Annotated in this window: 12 protein-coding genes and 1 tRNA gene; 2 read left to right on the top strand and 11 right to left on the bottom strand. The window is 63.7% G+C overall.

Translation table 11 applies throughout. From position 1 onward, the window contains the following. Positions 1-22 precede the first annotated feature (22 nt). The 7 genes from prsT to R5H19_RS17595 all read right to left on the bottom strand — a co-directional run bounded on the left by prsT (position 23) and on the right by R5H19_RS17595 (position 11,465). Positions 23-2,833, bottom strand: a complete 2,811-nt coding sequence (prsT, locus tag R5H19_RS17565; RefSeq protein WP_318160357.1) for an XrtA/PEP-CTERM system TPR-repeat protein PrsT — start codon at positions 2,831-2,833, stop codon at positions 23-25. 36 nt (positions 2,834-2,869) lie between these two features. Continuing rightward, entirely contained in the window at positions 2,870-4,231 is a 1,362-nt protein-coding gene (gene prsR / locus R5H19_RS17570) for a PEP-CTERM-box response regulator transcription factor (RefSeq protein ID WP_318160358.1), read from the bottom strand. After that, positions 4,228-6,309 (bottom strand): XrtA/PEP-CTERM system histidine kinase PrsK, encoded by a 2,082-nt coding sequence (gene prsK / locus R5H19_RS17575; protein WP_318160359.1) that lies wholly within the window; start codon positions 6,307-6,309, stop codon positions 4,228-4,230. The genes prsR and prsK overlap by 4 nt, the downstream gene beginning before the upstream one ends. Positions 6,310-6,348: 39 nt before the next feature. Further along, a complete protein-coding gene (wecB, locus tag R5H19_RS17580) occupies positions 6,349-7,545 on the bottom strand; it encodes a UDP-N-acetylglucosamine 2-epimerase (non-hydrolyzing) (RefSeq protein WP_318160360.1) in 1,197 nt (398 codons plus the stop codon). A gap of 225 nt (positions 7,546-7,770) precedes the next feature. After that, positions 7,771-8,655: a ThiF family adenylyltransferase gene (locus tag R5H19_RS17585; RefSeq protein WP_318160361.1), complete on the bottom strand. Its 885-nt coding sequence runs from the start codon at positions 8,653-8,655 to the stop codon at positions 7,771-7,773. A gap of 323 nt (positions 8,656-8,978) precedes the next feature. Beyond that, positions 8,979-9,794: a PEP-CTERM sorting domain-containing protein gene (locus tag R5H19_RS17590; RefSeq protein ID WP_318160362.1), complete on the bottom strand. Its 816-nt coding sequence runs from the start codon at positions 9,792-9,794 to the stop codon at positions 8,979-8,981. 615 nt (positions 9,795-10,409) lie between these two features. Beyond that, on the bottom strand, positions 10,410-11,465 hold the full coding sequence (locus R5H19_RS17595) for a hypothetical protein (protein WP_318160363.1): 1,056 nt from the start codon (positions 11,463-11,465) through the stop codon (positions 10,410-10,412). A gap of 435 nt (positions 11,466-11,900) precedes the next feature. On the opposite strand from R5H19_RS17595, the gene R5H19_RS17600 reads away from it, so the two are divergent. Both R5H19_RS17600 and R5H19_RS17605 read left to right on the top strand, forming a co-directional pair. After that, entirely contained in the window at positions 11,901-12,710 is an 810-nt protein-coding gene (locus R5H19_RS17600) for a hypothetical protein (protein ID WP_318160364.1), read from the top strand. A 799-nt stretch (positions 12,711-13,509) separates the two neighbouring features. Then, entirely contained in the window at positions 13,510-14,217 is a 708-nt protein-coding gene (locus R5H19_RS17605; RefSeq protein ID WP_318160365.1) for a PEP-CTERM sorting domain-containing protein, read from the top strand. Positions 14,218-14,415: 198 nt separating this feature from the next. On the opposite strand, the gene R5H19_RS17610 is transcribed toward R5H19_RS17605, so the two are convergent. From R5H19_RS17610 to R5H19_RS17625, 4 genes are all read right to left on the bottom strand, one after another. Next, positions 14,416-14,491 (bottom strand) — tRNA-Phe (locus tag R5H19_RS17610). An 82-nt stretch (positions 14,492-14,573) separates the two neighbouring features. Continuing rightward, positions 14,574-14,852: an oxidative damage protection protein gene (locus R5H19_RS17615; protein ID WP_318160366.1), complete on the bottom strand. Its 279-nt coding sequence runs from the start codon at positions 14,850-14,852 to the stop codon at positions 14,574-14,576. Positions 14,853-14,905: 53 nt separating this feature from the next. Next, on the bottom strand, positions 14,906-15,967 hold the full coding sequence (mutY, locus tag R5H19_RS17620; protein ID WP_318160367.1) for an A/G-specific adenine glycosylase: 1,062 nt from the start codon (positions 15,965-15,967) through the stop codon (positions 14,906-14,908). Next, complete coding sequence (locus R5H19_RS17625) at positions 15,964-17,034, bottom strand: AsmA family protein (protein WP_318160369.1); 1,071 nt, start codon at positions 17,032-17,034, stop codon at positions 15,964-15,966. The genes mutY and R5H19_RS17625 overlap by 4 nt, the downstream gene beginning before the upstream one ends. Positions 17,035-17,038: the final 4 nt, after the last annotated feature.

Genomic DNA, 17,038 nt, shown 5'->3' on the forward strand with positions numbered 1-17,038 from the left:
GCGAAACCGCGATGCCTACCGCCTACTTGGCGGTCACGCCGGTCAACTCGCGATACAGTTTTTCCGCGGCTGGCTTACCCTGAAAATCGGCGCCGGATTTTTGCAGTGCCGCGAGCGTGCTTCGCGCGCCGGCCTGGTCCCCGGTGCGCGCCTGGGCCACGGCCAGGTGATATTGAATCGCCGGTGCCTTGGGTGCCGCCTTGGCTGCTTGCAGCAGGATCGGCAGTGCGGTCCTGGGCTGGTCATGCGCGATCAGCGCCCAGGCATAGGTGTCCGCGATGCCCGGCGATTCAGACGCCAGTTTGTAGGCACGCTCCGCCAGCGCCAGCGCCTTAGGATTGTTTTGCTCCGTGTAAATCCAGGCGAGGTTGTTGAGTGCGTCGATGTTGGACGGATGCATTTTCAACACCTGCTCGTACTGGCCGGCAGCCAGCGCGTTCTGCGTATGCTTCAGGTAGTAGTCGGCTAACAGCAAGTGGGTGGGAGCATCGTCCGGATGCTTGGCCAACCAGTCGCGCAGTACGCCCTCCGGGGCGTTGGCCCCGCTTTCGTTCAGCGCCAGGAAGCTCTTCACCACCAGCGGCCGGTCGTACTGGAGCTTCAAGCCCTGCTGATAGGCTTGGGCGGCTTCGCGATAAGACTTGTTCGCCATGTACAAGTCGCCCTCCAGCGTGAAGCCCGCTGCCTTGGTGGCGGGTTGCTTCTGCAGCATTTGCGCGAGGCCAATGGCGCCCGGCAGATCGTGCTCCTGCGACTTCAGGAATGCCCGCAGCACCACTGCCGTCACTTCGCTCGGGCCGGCCTTGATCACCGCGTCGAGATTGCCTTCGGCAGCCTTCGTATCTTTGCCAAGGATCTGAGCGCGCGCCAGATTGGTGCGATACAAGGGCACCTGTGGCGCGAGGTTCACCGCTTGCTGAAGCGGTTTCAACGCTTCGCCGTGATGGCCGGCATTGAGTTCCGCCGCCCCGAGAGCATTGAGCGCCGCCGGGTTGTCGGGGCTGGCGGCCGCCAGCTGTTTGGCCATACTCACGGCTTCGTCGAATTTGCCGTCTTCGCCGTACAGCACCACCAGTGCGATATACGCGGTGGGGGACTTCGGTGCCGCGTCGATGGCCTGCTTGAATCGCTTGGCGGCTTCCGCCCTGTCGCCCTGCAGCACGGCGAGCTGACCGAGCGCGGTCATCGCCGCCGCGTTGCGCGGGTCCTTTTTCAACACCGTTGCGTAGCTGCTGGCGGCAGCTTCGTAATGGCCTTCCAGTGAATCCAGGCCGCCCAGGCTCAGGAGCGCGGCAAGATTTTCCGGGTCCAGCTTCAAGGCCTCGGAGTACTGGGCGCGTGCTTCGGGGCGCTGGCCGGCCGCGACCAGCGCGGTCCCGTACAGCAGGTGCGCGGCGCTGTCGCGCGGATTGCTGGACGCATATGCGGCTGCGACCTTGACCGCTTCGGCCGGACGCTGCTCGCGCACGTAGGTCATGACCAGCATGCTGTTGCGGCGCGCCTCGGTGGAGGCATCGCCCGCGGGAATCTCCTGCAGCAGGCGGGTTGCTTCCGCTTCATTTCCGCTGGCGAGGGCGTTGCCGGCGCGTGCAAACTGGGCGTCGGGCGAATTGCTCGCACCGCTGGTTGCGGCGGCTACCGCCCCTGGTGAACCGGCACCCGTGGCGACGGCTCTCTGCAACAGCGCCAGCAGCTCGGTGTCGGACGGTGTGCCCGGCGTGGCGGGTCGAAGTGTATCCAACGCCTGGCGCGAGCGCCCTTCGCGGTAGAGCGTGAGCGCCAGCAACTTGCGGGCATCGACATTCTTCTGATCCATGCCCATGGCATTGCTGAGGTACATTTCCGCTTGGCTGTAGTTGCCTTGTGCGTAGTTGACTGCGCCCATGAGCACTTGCGCCCGGGCGTTATCCGGTGACACCTGGAGCACCTGCTGAAGCTCGGAAATTGCAGCGTCCAGATGTCCCTGCTTGTACAGCACCATGGCGTGCAGATAGTGCAGATACGGATGCTGCGGCGACATTTTTTCCAGCGTCTGGATGGTGGCCAGCGCCTTGTCGAACTGGTTTTGCTGTGCCTGTGCGTTGGCCAGCCGGGTCAACGCGTAGAAGCGCTCTTGGGGCAACCAGTCAGGGTTCTTGAAGCCCATCACCTTCTGGTAATCCGCTTCGGCGCCGGCGAAATCGGCGCCGTCGAACGCCAGATCACCCTTCGCGACCCATACCTGCGGATTGTCCGGTGCGGCGGCCAGTGCCTGTTGCACATAGTTGCGGGCGGAATCCGGATCGTTGGCGGTGGCCGCCAGCTGGGCCAGTCCCACCAGCGCGCCCGGGTTTTTCGGGTCCGCTGGCAACACGGCCATGTACGCTTGCCGAGCCTGATCGAACTGCTTGAGCCCGCGATAGGCGTCACCCCGCAGCACGGCTACACGTGCCTTGACCTTGGACTCGTAGGGCTTGTCGGGAGTCAGGGTTGCAAGCAGCTTGTCGTATTGTTGTGTCGCCAGCAGCGCCCGTCCCATGGGTACCGCCCAACGTTCTATTGGCACGCCATTCGCCTCGGCGTTTTGCAGTTCGCTCAGGGCGTCCTTTGGATTGCCGAGCATCAGAGAGGCTTGCCCGAGCAGCAGCCAGGCCTCGCCGTTCTTGCTGTCGCGCTGCAGGACCTTCTTGGCCTCGATGTAGGCCGCACGATACTCTCCGTTCGCCTGGTACTTGATGCCGGCATCGACGCTGCCGTGTCTGCTGGTGATGCCGCAGCTGCTCAGCAACAAGGTGGCGCACAGAAACGCCAAGCCGTAATGAACGATTCGCGTGTTCAACTTGATCAAGCGCATGTCTTTACCCTCAGTTCGCCACGCGTCACGCGCGGGTCAATCTGCATCGGTAGGCTTTTTCAAGCCATGCTTGTCCAGAAGATCATAGAGCGTCGGGCGACTGATCCCGAGCAGGCCCGCGACATTCGAGAGATTGCCACCGGCCTGGGTCAGGGCCCGCTGGATCGCACGTTTCTCAGCGTCGTTTCGTACTTTGCGCAAGTCCAGAATATCATTGCTGGCCGCACCAAGGTGCAGCTCTTCCAGCTCGATCTGCTTCCCGTCCGCCATGATGACTGCGCTGTTGACTGCGTTCTCCAGCTCGCGCACGTTGCCGCGCCATGGAGACGCCTCGATCGCCTTGAGCGCCTTGGCAGTAAAACCATGGACCGCGCGGCCGTGGCGGCTGGCCGCCTGCTCGAGAAAATGCCGGGCCAGGGGTGCTATGTCGCCGGCACGTTCACGCAGCGGCGGAAGCCGGATGGTCACTTCGCTGACGCGGTAAAACAGATCCTCGCGGAAGCGCCCTGCACTGATCAGCGCCGGCAGGTCCTGATGCGTCGCGCAGATGATGCGCACATCCACCGGAATCAGTTCGCGCCCACCGATGCGCTCGACCACCCGCTCCTCTAAAAACCGCAGCAGCTTGGCCTGCAGCGCAAACGGCATGTCGCCAATCTCGTCAAGCAGCAGAGTGCCGTTGACCGCCAGTTCGATCTTGCCCTTGGTCTGCTTGTGCGCACCGGTGTAGGCGCCTTTCTCGTGGCCAAACAGCTCGGCTTCCAGCAGGGTTTCGGGAATGGCAGCGCAGTTGATTGCCACGAACGGCCCATCGCACCGCGTGCTCAGGCGGTGTATCGCGCGTGCGAACACCTCCTTGCCGGTGCCGGTTTCGCCGAGCAGCAGGACGGTGGCGTTGGAAGGGCTGACCTTCTCTATCAGCCGGTAGGCGTCGAGCATGGCTTCACTGCTGCCGATGATGCCTTCGAGCACCGTGGTCGACTGGCTTCTGAGCTTGCGGTTCTCGGCCTCCAGTTCATGTACCCGGAAGGCGCGATCCACGATCAGGCGCAGGACGTCCAACTCCAGCGGCTTGGAGCAGAAATCGTAGGCGCCGCAACCGATGGACTTGACCGCGTTGTCGTGGTCGCCGTTGCCGGTGACCACGACGATCTTGGTGTGCGGCGCGTCCTGCAGGATTTCCGCGATCGTGGCGAAGCCTTCGGTGGTACCGGTGGCGTCAGGGGGCAAGCCCAGGTCCTGCAGTACCACCGCCGGCTCATGGCGGCGCAGCAGGGCGAGCGCGGTCTGCCGATCGCCGGCCATGATCACGTCGTAATCCTCGAAGCTCCAGCGCAGCTGGCGCTGCAGGCCGACATCGTCCTCGACGATCAACAGGCAGCGTGGCTTCTGGCTCATGGCGCGGTCCGCTGCTTGTCAGCCACCATGGCAGCCTTGGCGGGCTCGACCAGCGGCAGTTGAATGGTGAATACGCTGCCTTGGCCCGGGGTGCTGTTCACACGCATCGTTCCACCCAGCGAATGCACGTACGCGCGGGCCTGATAGGCGCCGATACCCATGCCCTTGCTTGCCTTGGTGGTGAAAAATGGCGTGAACAGCCGATTGCGGATGAAATCCTCATCCATGCCCGCCCCATCATCCTCGATTTCAATGATGGCGTGTCCGGATTCGCGCTTGGATCTCAGCGTGACATGACCGTGGGCCTGCGCTGCATCCTGGGCGTTGCGGATCACGTGGCCGAGCACGGTGGCCAGCTGTTCGATATCTGTCTGCACCCACAGGTCGTCCGCAACCGGCAGGTACTCCGGTCGCGGCGACTGTGTACGGCACTCGTCGAGCGCCTTGTCGAGCACCGCCGCCAGCGGCACGCGACCGGGTTTGGCTGGTGCCACATCGCCGCGCAATTGCTCGAGCAGGCGCGAGATGCGCTGCACTGAATTTGCCACGGTCGCGAGCATGTCGTCCACGAACGCCGGGTTGTGCTTGTGGCGTTCGGCGTTCTGCAGCAACAACGATTGCTGGGCTGCGAGGTTCTTGAGGTCATGCATCAGGAACGCGGTGAGCCGGTTGAAGCCTTCAAACTGCCGCGCCTCGGCAAGGCGCCGGGCATCGGCCGCCTGCGCCATGATGCCGGCCACCTGGCTGCCGGCTGCCCGGAGCAGATCAATGTCCTCCCAATCGAACGCACGGCGCGCGCGCGCCTGCGCCAGTACCACGAAGCCGACGAGCCGGTCTTCCAGTACCAGTGGCACCAGCAGCCAGGCGCGCGGCAGGTCAGTCAATTCGGCCGGCGCCCGCAGTTGTTCGTCGCCCAGCGGCGGCGGTTCGCTCAGATCATAGATCCATCGACGCGTGCGCATGAGCGCGAACGCTGGCAGGCCGGCCGGGAGCTTCAGACCAGCTGGCGTCGGCATGTTCCAGCGCGCTTCCGGCACGAATTCATCAGTGTCGCCGCGCATGAACAGCGCGCCGGCCGGGCTGTCCATGATCTGCGCCATCGCGCGTACCGCGCGCTGCGACAACTCCATGTCGCTGGCAGACAGCGTAGCGGTCAGCCGCAGCCATTCCTCACGATAGTCGTGGCGGAGACTGAAGAAGTTCTTGTGCAGGAACATCCGCAGACGCGAGCGCGCCTGGCCGGAGAATGCGATCAGTAGCACCAGCAGCAGCGCGAAGCAGACGAGCGTGATTTCCGCCACCCGGCCCCAGTCGCCGCCATACAGGCGCACGTAATAACCGCCGATCGCCGTGGCGATGATGTAAAGCCCCACCACCAGCAGGCTGGTGGAATAGAACACCGCGCGCCGCGACACCCCCACATCCAGCGACCACTGCGGGTTGCGCGCCGCCGCCACCAGCAACAGCGGCACCAGCAAGGCATTGATGAAGCCGCGCGCCGCCCACGCGCTGGCATTGAACTGCCGGTACAGCACCGCGTAGGAATACAGGAAGATGTCGTAGGCGAACAGCAGGCCGAGCGCGATCACCAGAAACTTGAGCGCCCAACGTTGTTCCAATTGCACGTTGCGGTAGATCTGTTCGAGAAACACTACGCCAGTGAGGGCGAGCAGCAGCGTGCCGACCAGCGGCACGTTGGTGCTGAACGGCAACCAGGTCGGCTGCGGGAAACCCGTCACCGGCCCCAGACAGTAGAGCGCGAGCGCGACCCAGAGTGCGTGCGCAACAACGTGCAAACCGCGGAGCAGGCCGGACATCGGCCACGCGCTGAACAGGGCGCTCACGAAAACGATCCAGGCGCCGTAGCGCAGAACCTCGGCCAGCAGCACCCAGTTGACCGCCACCGTACGCTGCCACTCGACGTAAGCCAGAAACACGCCCCACAGGACCGAGACCATCATGGCCAGGACCAGCAGGGCACCGGTGCGTTGACCGCGCCAACTGACGCCAAGCAGCGCCGTGCCGGCGAGGAACGCCGCGGCGGCGGTCAAGTAACTGGCGATGATGATGACGTGCATATCTGGACGATTCCCGACGTGCAACGCGGTGGTCCGCGCTCAGCCGGGCATGTGTCCGCCCCCGGGTTCAGACGCTGCCCAGCGTACGCTGGTTGACGGTGAGGGAACCGCCGTTGCTTCGGCAACGCGTGGCGGTGCGCTCAACAGGCGACGGCGGATGTCGGCCGCAACGCGTGCCGCGGTATGTCCGTCCCAAAGCTGGGGCTTGCGACCACGCGGCCAGCGACCGGCGAGAATTTCGTCCACCGCTGGCGCCAGCTCGGCGGCAGTCACCAGACGGTTGGTCCCTTGCGTGATCGTGATTGGCCGCTCGGTCGTGGTGCGCAATGTCAGGCAGGGTATGCCGAGATAGGTGGTTTCCTCCTGGATACCACCCGAATCCGTGATGGCCAGGTGCGCACCGCACACCAGGTTCATGAAGTCCACATAACCGAGCGGCTCGATCACTTGCAGGTTGGGTGCGTCCGCCAGTCTCGACCACAGGCCGAAGGCTTCCAGGTTTTTGCGGGTGCGTGGGTGCACCGGAAACACCAACGGCAGTCTGGCCGCCATGCGGGTCAGTTGAGTGACCAGCGCCATGAGCGGACCGGGTGCGTCCACGTTGGATGGGCGGTGCAGGGTCACCACCGCGTATGCGCGATTCTCCAGCCCGAATCGGCGCCGCTCTCCACTGGCATCGATGCGCTCGCGCATGAGTTCGTAGGAATCGATCATGATGTTGCCGACGCGGGTGATCTTTTCCGGCGGCACGCCTTCGGCGGCAAGGTGCTCGTCCGCGTCCGGCGACGGCGTCCACAGGATGTCCGCCAGCGTGTCGGTCACCAGCCGGTTGATTTCCTCGGGCATCCGGCGGTCGCCGCTGCGCAATCCGGCCTCCAGGTGCGCGACCGGGATGTGCAGCTTCGCGCCGACCAGGGCGCAGGCCATCGTCGAATTGACATCTCCGACCACCACGACCAGGTCCGGCCGATCCGCAGTGCAGGCCTCTTCGTAGGCGAGCATCACGTCGGCGGTTTGTTTCGCGTGGCTGCCGCTTCCCACGCCCAGGTGCAGATCCGGCGGCGGCAACTTCAGGTCGCGGAAAAAAGCCTCCGACATGTTCTGGTCGTAATGCTGGCCGGTGTGTACCAGACGCAGGCGGCACCACGGCTGCTCGTGCAACACATGGAACAGTGGCGCGACCTTCATGAAGTTGGGTCGCGCGGCGGCGATCAAATCAATCCTGAGCCGCTGCATGACGGGACACCCCCAGTTCCGTGGTGGCTTTGAGTGTAGCAAGACGTTGGCGCATGCCGGCGTGGTCTCGCGGGAGTGAACCGGCTTGCTTCCGGGTATTTGTGCTTGTGCGTTTTCGGCCTTCACGCCGTCGTAACTTTGCAGGCTGGCGGGTCGAGTCCATCGAGGAGATTCCCCTGTATCGGGCCATGCGGAAAACCAAAAAGTGCCCCGCCAACGGGTTCCTTACCGATGCATGAAACGGCGGCGCGCCACGGACAGAAGCAACCGTTGCAGTGGATTGTTGTTGCCCCCCGGTCGCCACGTGCGGGCTAGCTTGTTGCGGTAGGCGTCGAAGTGCAGGCCGTGAGGTGCCGCGAGCACCTTGCCCCTGCCAAGCAGGATCTTCAACGCCTGGGTGCCGGCTATCCCGGCGCAGATTTCACATGCCATGGGCGTCGATGGTCCCCGGTGGTTGACCAGGTCCACCGCAGACGGGTCGACCAGATAGCCTTGATGCAGCACGGCAGGCGCCAGACCCACCATGAAGCGCAGCAACTGCTCGTCGGTCGTTCTCCCTTCCAACCGGAAATACTCTTCGAATGTCATCTGACCCGGCAGGAACGCCAGCACCGCGGCGCCCATGCCCAGTGGCGCTGCAGTGATCGCCGGGATGCCGCGCTTGGCACATAACGCAAACAGCCTGGCGCGGATATCGAGCACAAAAAAATCCAGTCCGTCGACGTACAGATCCACCCCCGACAGGAACTGCTCCATGTTGTCGACGGTGACGCCACCGGGGAACTTGTTGATGTCCAGTTCCGGATTGATGTCGCGCGCCATCCGGGATACCACGTCAACCTTGGGCTGGCCCACGGTCGACAGGAACGCCCCAGCCTGGCGGTTGAAATTTTCCGTGCCGAATCGGTCGAGATCCGCCAGGTTGAACGACTGGATGCCGAGCCGGGTCAGGGTCAGCAGATGGCTGCCGCCAACACCGCCGAGTCCGGCGATCGCCACGCGCCTGGAACGAAGCTTCGCCTGCTCGGTCGTGGTTATCCAGCCGATCGTCCGGCTGAATGCCGTTGCGTAGTCGAACGGCTCAGTCGTGTCCGGTGCATCAGACATCATGAGACATCTGTCCTCGGCGTGATTGCGTAAAGCCGTTGCCAAGCCGTAACGGTGATACCGACTTGCTTGGAAGCATTGCCGGGCGCTCTGGGAGCTGCGGCGTTGGTTGGACAAAAAAGCAATGACCGAGCCGGGAGGTGGTGCCGGTCAGGTGGTCCCGGACCAGCCATTGCTCGGCTTTGCGGCTCGAATGATGGTCGCCACTTGAAGGACAACTCGCTACGCGGCCAGTCAACCGGTTCAACGCAAACATGCGGACAATGGCGCCGCTTCGCGAGAAGCGGCGCCATCAATCGTCAAACCGCATGCATGGGGTGCGTGCTTTATACGCGCCCTTCAGTCTCTTTGCGGCGCCGCCCGACAAGCAAGCCCAGGAAGGCCAAGCCAAGGCCCAGCAGGCCCATCTCACCCGGCTCGGGCACCGTTCTGCCAATCAGTGTGGCTGTTCCCGTAATCGGGTAGTGGCAGATACTGGTCGGATCCGGTGACGGCGTACTCGCACACCCTCTGACTATCGAATTCAGGAACTCCGAATTGAGCGTGAAGTCCGCGAATCCACCCAGTCCGTCGGGTTGTGTGTGGGTCTGGAAGAAGGACGCCGCAGGACCTCCGGTCGCGTCCAGAAAGCCGATTCCGTTGGATCCAGTCAGGGGATTGGTAACCGTGCCAACGACCTCGGAGAAAAGCTGCGCGGTACCCACAAAGCCAAGCACCGCACCCGTATGGCCGGACAAGGTGAGCCACGGCGTACCAACCCCTGCCGTAGCCGGGTTCAGCACATTGAAGCTACTGGTATTGTCGACGAAAAAGCTGATGGATCCAGGACTGAACTCAACCCGGTTGCCGATGATGCTCGACACCGTGTACTGGAAGGTGAAACTGAGATCGCAACCCGGGCAGAACGTTGCCTGGTTTGTCCCATTGAACGAGCCAATCACTCCGTAGCCCGTCAGCACGTCGCCGACGCTCGAAATGCTCGATTCGCGGAAGTTGAGTGCCTGGACGGTCAGGTCCAGCGGACTAGTGGGATCCCACACGACCCCGCCCACGTTTATGGGAGTGGCAAGCGTCGATCCACTCCATGCACCCAGCGCCAGCGCGCATGCGAGTGCGATTCCGATGCTTTTCTTCTTCAACATGATTTTTCCCTCCATCGAGAACCAACCCAGACAATCGCAACGACAGTAGCGCCCGATCGACATTGCCCTGCGGGTTTTTAAAAGCAACAGGCATGCCATGCATATAACATGCTGTTTTTATTATTATTTATTATGAAAGACTGCCGAATTCACTCAGCATTTGTAAGACATTCCGGCGCCATGTCGCGTCGGCCAGGCGCAAAGCAGCTGTGCTTCAACCAGATCTTTCCTCCCACTAGCATGGATTTAACTCATTGAACTAGCACATGTTTAAGCAGAAAAACGGTTCATGGCCGCCGACCGCGGAAGCCAATTTCCCGGCTATTCCACCGAGTGCCCGCAAACCCCAGGGTATGGATGTAATAAATTGTTTTATATGGAGTTTATCTAGCCGGATTGACTGCAATCCGCATTTGTAAAGAATTTCGACACTGGGTGGAAAGCGCGGTCTTTCGCCCTCGCGGCGTGAAATCACGGGGCGAAGGAAGGGGCGGCCGACGCGCTTTCGTTTTCGATGCTGCATCGCCGGGTGCTTGCGGCAAGCCGCAGCGGATGGGCGAAGAACAAGATCGCGCAGTGCCTTAAGGCGATCGCGCACAAACGCGTATCCTTTTATTATGGGGAAGCGCCGAAACTTGCGGGCGCTCGTCGCCCACTGCGAGTGCGCGGTGCGGACCGCACATGGCCAAGCCGCAAAAACACCAGCCCATGCCCCGGCGCGCACAGGTCGTGCAGGGCCGAGCCGAGACGCGAGAGCGGCTGCTGAAAGGGCGGCTCGACGGGTACGAACCCCAAGCTGAGAACCCCCGCCGCCGCATACGGCTGGACCGACAGCCCGTCGAGGGTGGCCTGAAGCCACACGCGCTGCAGTGCGCGGCCCCCGGCGAGTACATCGGATCGCGCTGTGGACGGAACGACGAGCAGACAGAGTCCTGGCGACAACCGAATTGGCAGCCAGGCCGAGCGCCACCCCAGAACCGAAGCCGCGCCCAGTCGATTGAGCATGGTCATCACTGCAGGACGACGCATTGCCTGAAACACGGGGCGCAGCGGTGGTTCCACGGCGAGCGTCGCCGGAGCCAGGCCTTCCTCGCAGGCGGTGTGCCAGCCAGCGGCAAAGCGGATACTCGAAAACAGTTCCGCGTGCAGCAGGGGACTCCTGAAACGCAGCGTCTCGGCCAGTCTGATGACACTTAGGGCGGCTTTTTTCTCGTGCGGTGCCTGTGGCCAATAAAGCCGCTGCCCGGGAATTTCCCGGGCTTGCGCATCCAGGCGTGCCTGCGTAGCGGTGGTGATGGGCCCCCTCCAGGGGAAACTGCGGTCGGTTTGGCGCCGCTCGATGGCATCAGCCAGCGGCTCGACCTGGTCGCACTCGGGATCGCGGCGCCAACGGATGCGGGCGACCCACAGCCCGTCGTCGTGGTGCGGGAATGTTTGCAGATCCGCCACATAACCGAGCGACCTGGCGTGGATGATCATGTTTTCCAGACACGCGCCGGCGGCCAGGTCGCTGAGGACATATCGGGTATCGGATACGCGGCCGCTGCGATCCGCATCGATTCCAAGATCCAGGTCGTCGCCGTTCCACGCAAACCGCCACGGCTGCGAATTATCCGCCGAGGGCGCAGCGATGCCTGCGCGCAGGATGCCTGCTTTCGTATGCCGATCCACGGTCCGTGTCCGCCTCTGGATTGGAGCTGACTCCAGCCGGTTACGCTCGCCTGTACGTCCAGCAATCAGCCGGCCCATGCGGCACTATACGCGCACCGAAACACGTCCAAGAACCGGAGTAGGGGTTGCTCGCCATGAGCAGGATGTGCGCTGCGTAGCGTATTCACGCGGCGTCGACTCGGAGGCGGGGCACGATCACGTTCCTGAACGCTTCACACGTATGGCGACGCCGCTCACACAATCATCGGTAGCAGCGTTGTAGACTCACGCGGGACGCGCGCGTTACGTCGTGCTGCACGTCGCGTGGTGATGAAACATCACATTGCAGCACCGACAGCCCCCGTTTCGGCTGACTTGGCAAAGTCGGCGCCAACCCATGTGGTCAGGAGGACAGCATGCCTTTAAGCAACATGTCCCTAGATCAGCGGTTGAAGCATGAATTTAATCAGATCGGTAGAAGTTCCCGAGACAGTCATCGACATTACGGCGGCGCGTCTCAGTCGTTCGGTGGTGCGCGACAGCGAACCACCTTGTTTCTGCGCGACCAGCCTTGAACAGGTGGAATCGGCTTGGCGGCTGGTATATGAGCGCTACTCAGAGATGGGGCTGATCGACGAAAACCCGTTTGGCGTGCATGCCGTTCCCTCTGCCGTGGGACAGCATGCATGCGTGATATGGGGGCCGGAAGGGCCGGAAGTCGGTTATACGATGACACTGTTCCGCGACAATCCCATGGGGCTCGCGCTGGACAGCGTATATGCGGGATATCTGGACGAACTGCGACGAAAAGGGCGCCGCCTACTTGAGGTAGGGATGCTGGCAGATCGTCGCAGGGGTGCGTCACGTGGCGCCAAGGCCTTGTTCGGCATGATGCGCTGGGCCATACACTATGGATTGCACACCGGTTTGACCGATATCGTTATCGGGGTGCATCCGCGGCATACCCAGTTCTACGTACGTTGTTACGGCTTCGAGCAATTCGCGCCGCCGACAAGCTACCCCATGGTGCGAAACAATCCGGTGGTGCCCTTGCGCCTTCGTCTGCTCGAGGGACTGGCGAAGGACGAGTTGCCACGAGGACTCGCTGATGCGCGCATCAATCCTCTACCCGGCAGCAAGTTCTCGCATCGCTTCATGTTTGAACCCGAGCAACTGCGCGGCTCCCCGATAGCGGGCCTTTTGAAAGCCCGCTATGGCATTGATCCGTGCCGGGTAACCAGCCCCGGCTTGGCCTGTTCGGCCTAGACCTTTCCGACAGACTCCATCTGGCCAAACGTCTTTCCGGCGCGTCGGCGAGCTATCGCCGGTGATTTGGGGAAGATGGCGTACCGGTTTGGAATGGGCTTGCTCGAAGAGCTCAACCAACCGCAGGGTACGCGGCGGATTCAACCATGAAGTGCGTCATGGTTGAAGGCGACATCGAAACGTGTCGTGGCTACGGTAACCCGATCGTTTTCGCGGTCGTCGACGATGCTTGTCTTCAATCGCCTGGGTCGCGGTGTCAGAGTAAACACTCAGTTCGCCCTTCTTGGGCAGGACTGCCGCATCAACCCGTTGGTGGTCCCGCGCTACCAGGACGGGATGCAAGGGGAATGGTGCGCCTGGCTCTGGCTGTAGCCGCTCCGCCTACACGGCGCATCCGCAGCGAGCCGGAGCAGGGTGACGCCCGGTCTGCCGGCCACCGTTGATCGTGACATCGGCGCGTTGCTGCCGTGCAGCGGGCTCACGCCCCTTGCCCGCCCGGCCGTACGAGATCTTTGGCGGCGGCCGCGAATCAACCCGTGAAGCGGTTCGTCCGTCTGCCCCTGGCGAAGTGCAACCTCGGACTTGGTCAGTCTGTCGGAAGGTTTTACAAAATTGCAGCGTTTATGGATTGGGGAAAAGCACAAATATAGTTAAATCAGCGATTTGTAAACTTGGCTCAAAATGTGCTTGGAAACTGTTTGTAGAAGCTGCTTGCTGCAAAGAGGAATACCAGAAGTTCGGAAGGCCCTGGCTGCTTTTGGCGCCGGGTGGTGACAAGTCTCAACATAGGTCAATAATCGTGAAAAGAATCCTGATTCTGACAGGCATCACTCTGGCCGCTCTGACCCTGCTGCCCTTGCAGGTCGCCGCGACCCCCATCTCGACCACCATCAATCTGAACATCGTTTTTGCCGGCAATACGCCGGATGGCAGTGCGCCCTGGCTAAGAGCCCAGTTCACCTCCTCCGTGGGTTCGAATACGGGAACGCTGGTGCTGAACTCCCTCATGACCGGGCCGGATTTTGAACAGGGGTTGAGCAGTATAAAATCCACCGTCGGCTGGGCCTTCTATCTCAATCAGGCGCTCTCTCCCTCTGGGATCATGTGCACCGCAGGTACTTGCGCGGGCAACGGCGCGTTATACAGCGCCAGCGGTTTCAATACGGGTCCGGTGCCGGGTACGTTCAACCTCGCCTTCGGCTGGGCGCCCAGTGGCCGATTCCTGGCCGGCGATACAGCAACCTATGATCTGACGTTCTTGAGCCCGCTGACGGGTAATCCGTTTGTGGAGAACGACAGCAACTGGTCATCGGTGGCACACGTCCAGGGCATTGCGGGTAACTGCAGCGGCTGGATCGTGTCGGGGGATGGAACCGGTGCCGAGGGCAGCGGGCCCTGCACCGGCGGTCCGCCCGTGACGGTGCCGGAGCCCGGCAAGCTGGGCATGTTCGGCCTCGGCCTGTTGTTTGCCGGACTGTTCCTGGGTTTGCGCCGGCGTTACAACTGAGGGCTCTTGGAGGCTTTCGATTTTCCCCAAAAACAACCCCCTTGGCGGGGGTTGTTTTTGGGGCCGTCCTGGACAAGCGGATCTGTCGAAGATGGCCCGTGGCCATACTTGTTCGTGCTGCGCGGATGAAATGCGTGCAGATTTCGGCGACCCACGAAAAAGCCCACTTGAGAAAGTGGGCTTTTTCGTGGCTGTGAATGGTGGCCGGGGACGGAATCGAACCGCCGACACGGGGATTTTCAATCCCCTGCTCTACCAACTGAGCTACCCGGCCGGGAACCTGGCGATCAGGAACAACCGCGGGGGCTGTTGATGATGCGTGGAGCCGCGCATTAGACCGAATGCACGGCTTTTCGTCAAGACTCCAGGTCGGGCGGGGTGAAGCCGGCGGCATGGTCGAAGTCGCCGCCGAACAGGAATTTCTCCATCTGTTCGCCGAGGTACTTGCGTGCCTTCGGGTCGAGCGGGTTGAGTCGGTATTCGTTGATCAGCGTGGTCTGGTGGGTCAGCCATTGCTGCCAGGCGGGCTTGGAGATCTCGGCGTAGATGCGCTGGCCGAGCGGGCCGGGCCAGGGGGCGAAGTCGAGGCCTTCGGCGTCGATGCCGAGCTTGGCGCAATGGATGGTACGACTCATGGTTCGGATCCTGGTGGGGCTGTAACGTTAGTGCGCGTAGCCTGCGGGGCGGTTCAGGCGTTGTCGTTGATCTGCAGCAGGAGGCTGCGCACCGGAGCGGGCAGGCCGAGTGCGCCCAGTTCGTCGGCGCTGCACCAGCGCAGCTGCGGATTATCGGCGATGCCGCGCTGCGCTGTCGCGCGGTCGAACAGCAGCGGTTCGACCGCGAGCTTGTAGTGGCTGAACACGTGGGTGAACGGGGCGAGCGCCTGCGCGTCGTCGATCCGCGCATGCCGCTGCGCGAGGCGCCAGGCGCCGTCCGGGCCGGTGGCCTCGGGCAGGCTCCACAGGCCGGACCACACGCCGTGCGGGCCGCGCCGCTCCAGCAGCACGCGGCCACGGCGATCGCGCAGGATCAGCATTACGGTGGCGCGGGTGGGCATGGATTTAACCGGTTTGCGGCTGGGCAACCGGGCGGTGAGGCCGTCGCGGTGGGCGACGCAGTCGGCGGCCAGCGGACAGTCCTCGCAGCGGGGGCGCGAGCGCACGCAGACGGTGGCGCCCAGATCCATGATCGCCTGGGTGTAGTCGGCCACGCGCGCGGTCGGCGTGTGCGCCTCGGCGTGCCGCCACAGCTGCTTCTCCACTGCGCTCGCGCCGGGGTGGCCGTGGATGCCGTGGTAGCGCGCCAGCACGCGCTTGACGTTGCCGTCGAGGATGGGAAAGCGCAGGCCGTGCGCCTGCGCCAGGATCGCGCCGGCGGTGGAGCGGCCGATGCCGGGCAGCGCGGCCAGTGCGTCGAAGTCGCGCGGCAGTTCGCCGCCGTGGCGCTCGACGCAGAGCTGCGCGGCACGGTGCAGGAAGCGCGCGCGGCGGTAGTAACCGAGCCCCGACCACAGCGCCAGCACGGTGTCCTCGTCGGCGGCGGCAAGGTCGCGCAGGGTGGGCAGCGCGGCCACGAAGCGCTCGAAGTAGCCGACCACGGTGGCGACCTGGGTCTGCTGCAGCATCACCTCGGACAGCCACACGCGGTAGGCTTCGCGCCGACCGTCGTCGAGCGCGTGTTGCCACGGCAGATCCTTGCGGCCGTGCCGGTCGAACCAGCGCAGCAGGCGGGTGGCCAGGGATACGTTCACGGCTGTTTGCCGGCGGCGGGCTGCGCCGCCGGTGCGGCGGTCGTGCCGGCGGCTGCGGGTACGTCGTCGCCGGCTTGGATGGCGAGGCCTTCGATGCTGATGCCGCCTGCTTCGAGCCTGGCGATTTCCGCGTGGCCGCTACCCGGCGGCACGCTCAGTTGTGGCCCTTGCGCATCGCCCAGCTGGCTCCACCAGTGGGCCAGCGCCAGCGGCGGCAGGCGCAGGTCGGCGTGGTTGGCGGGGCCGTCGAGTTTCAGCGCGAGCAGCAGCGGGTTGCTCTGGTCGGCGGGGGTCAGCAGCAGCGAGATGTCGTATTGGCCGGCACTGGCCTGGTCGAGCTTGCCGGCGAGGCTGGCGGCGGCATCGGCGGCGCCGTGCCAGCGCGCGCTGCCGGTAAGCGCAAGCGTCATCGCGCTGCCTTGCGCCAGGTGCAGGGTGATGTTGTTCAACTGCAGCGCGTTGCCTTCGATGCGTGGCGTGGCGGACAGCCGCAGTTGCAGCGGCGTGCCTGCCGCGGTGACCGCGGACAGGTCGAGCGGGAACGGCTGGCCGGAAATCAGGCTGCCGGCCTCGAGCGAAACGTTGCCGAGCAGAACCTGGTTGCCGCGCACCACGCTGCCGCGGCGGATGCTGACGCCGGTGTCGATGCGCGGGATGTTCGGCGGTGCGCCCGCGGGCTGCGCGGGCAGCGCGGCGAGCCAGTCCTGCAGCGCGTCGAGGTCGACCCGGGGCGATTCGATCTGCAGTTGCGAGATCACCGTGGGGCCGCCGAGCACGGTATGCCATGGCAGCACCAGCTGGCCGTGTGCAGCCAGCAGGATCGGCGCGCTGGCGCCTTCGGCGCTGAGCGTGATGCCGTCCAGGTCCAGCGCCGGCCGCGGGAACAGGGTCGGGCTGGCCGGGCTGGCCAGGTTCAGTTCGAGCCCGGCGCTGCGCGCCTGGGTCTGCAGCATGCGGGTGAAGCGCTCCGGTTGCAGCAGCAGGTAGACGGCAATCACCGCGGTGAGCACCACTGCCAGCGCGAGGCCGCCAAGTACCAGCAGGATCAGCCGCAGTCGGCGCGACATGGGT

The organism is Rhodanobacter sp. KK11 (genome assembly GCF_033345435.1).
Lineage (GTDB): Bacteria > Pseudomonadota > Gammaproteobacteria > Xanthomonadales > Rhodanobacteraceae > Rhodanobacter.